The 6,379-nt window shown below is 64.4% G+C and carries 4 protein-coding genes and 1 pseudogene; 2 read left to right on the top strand and 3 right to left on the bottom strand.

Features of this window, described 5'->3' with window-relative positions; all coding sequences use genetic code 11:
* The 3 genes and pseudogenes from JOZ76_RS15925 to JOZ76_RS15915 form a co-directional block, all read right to left on the bottom strand.
* Window positions 1-146, bottom strand: a pseudogene (locus tag JOZ76_RS15925) (amino acid ABC transporter substrate-binding protein); the annotation flags it as partial.
* Between the two features lie 215 nt (window positions 147-361).
* On the bottom strand, window positions 362-586 hold the full coding sequence (locus JOZ76_RS15920; RefSeq protein WP_291699575.1) for a hypothetical protein: 225 nt from the start codon (window positions 584-586) through the stop codon (window positions 362-364).
* 166 nt (window positions 587-752) lie between these two features.
* Window positions 753-1,514, bottom strand: a complete 762-nt coding sequence (locus JOZ76_RS15915) for a cysteine rich repeat-containing protein (protein ID WP_441300040.1) — start codon at window positions 1,512-1,514, stop codon at window positions 753-755.
* A gap of 396 nt (window positions 1,515-1,910) precedes the next feature.
* Here JOZ76_RS15915 and JOZ76_RS15910 point away from each other — a divergent pair, with 396 nt between their 5' ends.
* Window positions 1,911-3,056 carry an efflux RND transporter periplasmic adaptor subunit gene (locus tag JOZ76_RS15910; RefSeq protein ID WP_291699571.1) on the top strand — a complete coding sequence of 382 codons (1,146 nt, stop codon included), beginning with the start codon at window positions 1,911-1,913 and terminating at the stop codon, window positions 3,054-3,056.
* A gap of 9 nt (window positions 3,057-3,065) precedes the next feature.
* Window positions 3,066-6,224: an efflux RND transporter permease subunit gene (locus JOZ76_RS15905; protein ID WP_291699569.1), complete on the top strand. Its 3,159-nt coding sequence runs from the start codon at window positions 3,066-3,068 to the stop codon at window positions 6,222-6,224.
* The last annotated feature ends 155 nt before the right edge of the window (window positions 6,225-6,379 follow it).

Below are 6,379 nucleotides of genomic sequence, written 5' to 3'. Positions count from 1 at the left end.
AGATCGACGGGGACACCGGCATAGCCCTGCTCCGTCTTCGTCGACCAGAACGCGCCACCGGCGGCGCTGATCGCGATCGCCACCCGCAGCTTGCCGGTCGGCGCGATCTCGGTCTGCAACTCGTCGGCCTTCGCCGCACCCATCATGGCAGCCGCGGCAAGCACGAAAGCCGCCATCGGCGGCAAGAACTCCTTCAGCATCTGACGTCCCTCCCATCAGCGCTGCGCGCACGCGCCTGGCGGCGATTGTTGTCCGATCGAAAGCGGCGTTCAAATGCAAATCGCGTGTTGCTGCCCGGACAAAATGGCCGCGACGCGCATTGCCACACGCGCCGCGACCATTTCGCTTCTCGAGAACCGCATCAATAGCAGCGGCGCACATAGACGCCGTTCACCAGCACGCTCTTGCAGACCCTCACCGGCGGCGCCACTACGGGACGGCGGACGACAGCCGCCCCGTTCGGTCCCGCACAGCCGGCGCGATAGACCCCACGGGCGCAGACCACCGCACCGGCTTCGGTGGTGGTGAGGGCCAGGGTTCCGGCAAACGCCGCCGTGACAGAGGCAGCCAACAAAAATGCACGCATGTTTCTCTCCTATGTTTGGTCCTGCCGGAAGCGGCAAGGTTTAGTCTTGACTGAAATCCTTCTATTTCTCTAAGGTTGTTTTACCTCACAGCGCGATCTTAGCGTGTATCGCAGGGCGAAGGCGTACCCCGCGACGGATCGCTGCCGATCGTGTGGACGACGCGCGTTACCGTGCCGCGAACGGCGCCAGCACCTCCTTGCAGGCCGGCGACAGCGAAGCTGCATTGGTGCCGAGGCATCGCGCGATGCGACCGCCGCCCGGCTCGACGCCGGCACAATAGGACCGCACGTCGCCGCCACAGGCCGAACGCAGCACGAACAGCTCTTCGCGCAGGCGCATCGGACGCAGCACCATCACGGCCGCCGGTGCCGTGGCCGTCGTCGCACCGGCAGCGGCGGGAGCAGCCGCCTCGGTCGCGCCGCCGGCGCTGACCGCGCCGACCGCCTTGCCGCAGGCCGCCGAGACTCTTGCCTTGTTCTTCTCCAGGCACTGCAGCGCCGCCGCGCCGCCGGTCGGCACGCCGGCGCACACTTTTGGATAATCGGAGCGGCAGGCGCTGCGGATCGCCGCGACCTGGGCATCGCTGGGCTTGCCCGCCGGCGCCGCTGCGGTCTCGGCAGCGGGTTTTGTGGACGCGGCGGCCGGCGCAGCCTCGGGCTTGGCCGCGGCGGCCGGCTCGACCGCATGGACCGCGCTCTGACAGGCCGATGACAGGCTCGACATGTTCTTCTGCAGGCATTGCAGCGAGGCGGCGCCGCCCGGCGGCACGCTCGCGCAATGCGCTTCATAATCCGCGCGGCATGCCGATCGGATGGCGTCGCGCTGGGCCTCGGTCGGCGCCTGCGAAAAAGCGGGCGAAGCCGTCATCACGACGATGGCAGTCGTCAGGCAAGCGAAAGTCGACGTTCTGTATGTCATTTTGAAAATCCCAATTCGCCAAGTTGACGCAGATGAAACGAGCCCGTTCGTTGGCTCTTGACGAACGGCATATGATCGATTGGGCAAAGCGCTGGTATCCCCATTTTATGGTATGGTCGGCTCGGTTGTCACCGAGGATACGTACGACCTCGCCGGTATCCGGATCGACCCTCGCGAGCCAGGTTGCAGTGCGCTCTCCGCGCCGGTCCGAACGACAGGAAACTTCGGCAAGTTCTGGTTTTGAGTAGCTGTTTCGGATTTGAGGTTGGTATCGGGAATCGCGGAAATCCCGCGACCCCTGTCAAATCCACCGCGTCGGATTGTCGCTGTGTACTGAGAATTGAAATGGGGTCCGCCATGAAGCCACAGCTTCCCTGCTCTTCCAAGCAACGCCACGGCAGACGGATGCTGCACATCATCAGTGCGTCCGCTGCGCTGGCCGTAGTCGTCCTGCTCGCCGGCTGCGAGCAGAACAGCTACGTTGCGCCGCCGCCGCCGAAGGTCGATGTCGCCATTCCCGTGCAGCGCCCGGTCACGCGCTATCTCGAAGCGACCGGCAACACCGCGCCGATCAAGTCGGTCGATCTGGTGGCGCGGGTGCAAGGCTTCCTGGAAACGATCGATTACAAGGACGGCGATTTCGTCAAGGAAGGCACGACCCTGTTCACGATCGAGCCGGAAACCTACAGGCTGAAGCTCGAGCAGGCGAAGGCGGCGGAAGTCGGCGGGCAGGCCACGCTCAAGCAGGCCGAGGCCGATTTCAGGCGGCAGAGCGATCTTGTCGCCCGCCAGGCGGTGTCGCAGGCAACGCTGGACACCTCGACCTCCAACCGTGACAACGCGCAGGCGAGCCTGCAGCAGGCCCAGGTCAACACCAAGATCGCCGAGATCAACTACGGCTATACCAAGGTGAGTGCCCCATTCGATGGCGCGGTCAGCGCGCATCTGGTCTCGATCGGCGAACTGGTCGGCGCCGCATCGCCGACCCAGCTCGCCACCATCGTCGCGCTCGACCCGATCTACGTGAACTTCAACGTCAACGAACAGGACGTGCTGCGGGTTCGCGCGGAAGCGAGGCGCAAGGGCTTGACCCCCAATGACCTCAGGCAGGTCCCGATCGAGATCGGACTGCAGACCGAGCAGGGTTTTCCGCATCAGGGCAAGCTCGATTACGCCTCGCCGACCCTCAACCAGTCGACCGGGACCCTGGCCGTGCGCGGCGTGATCCCCAATCCCGACCGCGTGCTGCTGCCGGGCTTTTTCGTCCGCATCCGCGTGCCGGTGGATGAGGAGAAGAACGCCCTTCTTGTTCCCGATACCGCACTTGGCAGCGACCAAAGCGGCCGATATCTGCTCGTGGTGAACAGCGACAATGTCGTCGAGCAGCGCAAGGTGCAGACAGGCGCGCTCGATGCCGGCTTGCGCGTGATCGAGAATGGGCTGAAGGCCGATGATCACGTGATCGTCGCGGGGCTGCTGCGGGCCATTCCCGGCCAAAAGGTCGATCCACAACTGCAGAAGCTCGCACCGTCCTCCGAGGCCGCAAAGTAGGACAGAGCCATGATCTCGAAATTCTTCATCGAGAGGCCGGTCCTCTCGAATGTCATCGCCATCCTGATGATGCTGATCGGTGGGGTCGCACTGTTCGAACTCGCGGTGGCGCAATATCCCGACGTGGTGCCGCCGACCGTGCAGGTCACCACGCGCTATCCCGGCGCCAGCGCAAAAACCGTGATCGACACGGTCGCGCTGCCGATCGAGCAGCAGGTCAACGGCGTCGAGGACATGCTGTACATGCAGTCCTACAGCGGCTCCGACGGCAGCTATTCGCTCACCGTGACCTTCAAGATCGGCACCGACCTCAATTTTGCGCAGGTGCTGGTGCAGAACCGCGTCTCCAGCGCCCTGGCGCAATTGCCGCAGACGGTGCAGAACCAGGGCGTCACCGTCCAGAAAAAATCGACCTCGATCCTGCTGTTCGTCACGCTGACTTCGCCCGACTCGAAATACGACAGCCTGTATCTCAGCAACTACGCGACCATCAATCTGAAGGACGAGCTGGCGCGCCTGCCGGGGGTCGGCAACGTCACGGTGTTCGGCGCGGGGCAGTATTCGATGCGGATCTGGCTCGATCCGAACAAGCTGCAGGTCCGCGGCCTGGTGCCGCAGGACGTCATCCAGTCGATCCAGCAGCAGAGCCAGCAGGTCGCGGCCGGCCAGGTCGGCAGCCCGCCGACGCCGCCGGGACAGGCCTTCCAGTACACGCTCAACGTCAATGGCCGGCTCGACGACACCACGGAGTTCGAGGACATCATCGTCAAGACCGGCAGCAATGGCGACGTCACGCGCGTCCGCGACGTCGGCTCCGTCGAGCTCGGCGCCCAGACCTATAGCCAGACCTTCTCGCTCAACAACCAGCCCGCCGCCGGCATCGGCGTGTTCCAGTCGCCCGGCGCCAACGCGCTCCAGGTCGAGCAGGCGGTCGAGCAGAAAATGGCCGAGCTCGCAAAGGCGTTTCCGCAAGGCATCAAATACGACACGCCGTTCGACACCACGAAATTCGTCAGCGCCTCCGTCCACGAAGTCTACAAGACGCTGTTCGAGGCCGGCATCCTGGTGCTGATCGTGATCCTGGTGTTCTTGCAGGACTGGCGTGCGATGCTGGTGCCGACCACCACCGTGCCCGTCACCATCATCGGCGCGTTTGCGGCGATGGCGGCGCTCGGCTTCACCATCAACCTGTCGACCCTGTTCGCGATCGTGCTGGCGATTGGCATCGTGGTCGACGACGCCATCGTCGTGGTCGAGGGCGCCGCCCACAATATCGAGCAGGGCATGAACGGCCACGATGCCGCGATCCGGGCGATGGACCAGCTGTTCGGACCGATCATCGGCATCACGCTGGTGCTGATCTCGGTATTTTTGCCCGCGGCCTTCCTGCCGGGATTGACGGGACGCATCTACGCGCAATTCGCGCTCGTGATCGCCGCGACCGCCCTGCTCAGCGCGATCAACGCCGCGACACTGAAGCCGACGCAATGCGCGCTGTGGCTGCGGCCGCCCGTTCCGCTCGCGCAGCGCAACTGGTTCTATCGCGGTTTCAACTCCGTCTATGGTCGGCTTGAGCGCGGCTACGGCCGGCTGATCGGTCACCTGGTCGCCCATAGCGGGATCTCGGTGATCGCGGCGCTGATCCTGATCGGGATCGGTTTCTATGGCCTCTCCCGCGTGCCCACCGGCTTCCTGCCGATCGAGGATCAGGGCTATCTGATCGCCGCGGTGCAGCTGCCGGACGGCGCCTCGCTCGATCGCACCCAAAAAGTGCTCGACCGGGTCAGCGAGATTGCGCGGAAAACGCCTGGTGTCGCGCAGGCCGTCACCATCGGCGGCATCTCGGCGCTCGACAACAGCGCGAGCCTCGCCAATGCCGGCGTCGCCTATCTGATCCTCAAGGACTGGGACTCGCGCGGCAAGGGCGAGGACCTCCGTTCGCTGGTCTACGGCCTGAACGACCGGATGGCGGAGATCGAGGAGGCCAAAATCGTTGTGCTGCCGCCGCCGCCGATCCAGGGCATCGGCAATGCGGCGGGCTTTGCCATGCAAGTCGAACTGCGCGGCGGCAGCACGGATTTCGCAACGCTGCAGGCCGTCACCGGCGCGCTCGTCGCCAATGCGCAGAGCCAGAGCGCGCTGCAGCGCGTGCAGTCGCCGTTCCGCGCCAACGTGCCGCAATTCGACGTCGAGATCGACCGCATCAAGACCCAGACGCTGCATGTCACGACCGATGCCGTGTTCTCGGCGATGTCGTCCTATCTCGGCTCCTCCTATGTCAACCAGTTCAACAAGTTCGGCCGGGTGTTCCAGGTCTACACCCAGGCCGATTCGCAGTTCCGCCTGACCGAGCGCGACATCGCCAACATGCAGGTTCGCAACCAGAACGGCGACATGGTCCCGATCGGCACGGTGGCAAAGATCACGCCGTCGGTCGGCCCGTCCCTGATCAGCCTCTACAATCTCTATCCGTCGTCGACCGTGATCGGCCTGCCGGCGCAGGGCTTTTCCTCCGGCCAGTCGCTGAAGCTGATGGAGGAGATTGCCGACAAGACGCTGCCGCCCGGCACCGGCTATGACTGGACGGCGATGTCGTACCAGGAAAAGATCGTCAGCAACCAGATCTACTATGTGTTCGGCCTTGCCATGCTCTTGGTCTATCTGGTGCTGGCCGGCCAGTATGAGAGCTGGTACGCGCCGATCTCGGTCATCCTCGCCGTGCCGCTGTCGCTGCTCGGACCAATGGCGGTGCTGACGAGCCTTGGGATCGAGAACAATCTCTATACGCAAATCGGCATCATCCTTCTGATCGCGCTGTCGGCCAAGAACGCAATCCTGATCGTCGAGGTCGCGCTCGAACTGCACGTCCGCGACGGCAGGCCGCTGCTGGAATCCGCCGTCGAAGCCGCCCGCGCGCGCTTCCGCCCGATCCTGATGACCTCGTTCGCCTTCATCCTCGGTGTGCTGCCCTTGGTGCTGGCGACCGGCGCCGGCGCCAATGCGCGCAAATCGATCGGCATCACCGTGTTCTCCGGCATGCTGGCCTCGACCTGCCTCGCCGTGCTGTTCGTGCCGGCGTTCTTCGTCGTGGTGCAGCGGTTCGAGAACTGGCGCGCGCGGGGCAAGAAAAAGGTGGTTACCGAAAAGATCGCGCACGTGCAGTCCTGAGAGGCTTGCCGCGCAGCCCGTCATTGCGAGGCGCAACGCGCCGAAGCAATCCAGACTTCCCCCGCGGAAACAGTCTGGATTGCTTCGCTTCGCTCGCAATGACCAACCCTCATCCGTCATCGCCCGGCTCGACCGGGCGATCCAGTATTCCAGAG

The organism is Bradyrhizobium sp. (genome assembly GCF_019244115.1).
In the GTDB taxonomy this organism is placed as follows: domain Bacteria; phylum Pseudomonadota; class Alphaproteobacteria; order Rhizobiales; family Xanthobacteraceae; genus Bradyrhizobium.
Note: the sequence above shows the minus strand (reverse complement) of the source record. Positions and strands in the feature narration are given on the sequence as shown.

Excerpts from the sequence above, each read along its gene's own strand:
- JOZ76_RS15920 (WP_291699575.1), bottom strand. The coding sequence starts at position 586 with ATGCGTGCATTTTTGTTGGCTGCCTCTGTCACGGCGGCGTTTGCCGGA.
- JOZ76_RS15910 (WP_291699571.1), top strand. The coding sequence starts at position 1,911 with ATGCTGCACATCATCAGTGCGTCCGCTGCGCTGGCCGTAGTCGTCCTG.
- JOZ76_RS15905 (WP_291699569.1), top strand. The coding sequence starts at position 3,066 with ATGATCTCGAAATTCTTCATCGAGAGGCCGGTCCTCTCGAATGTCATC.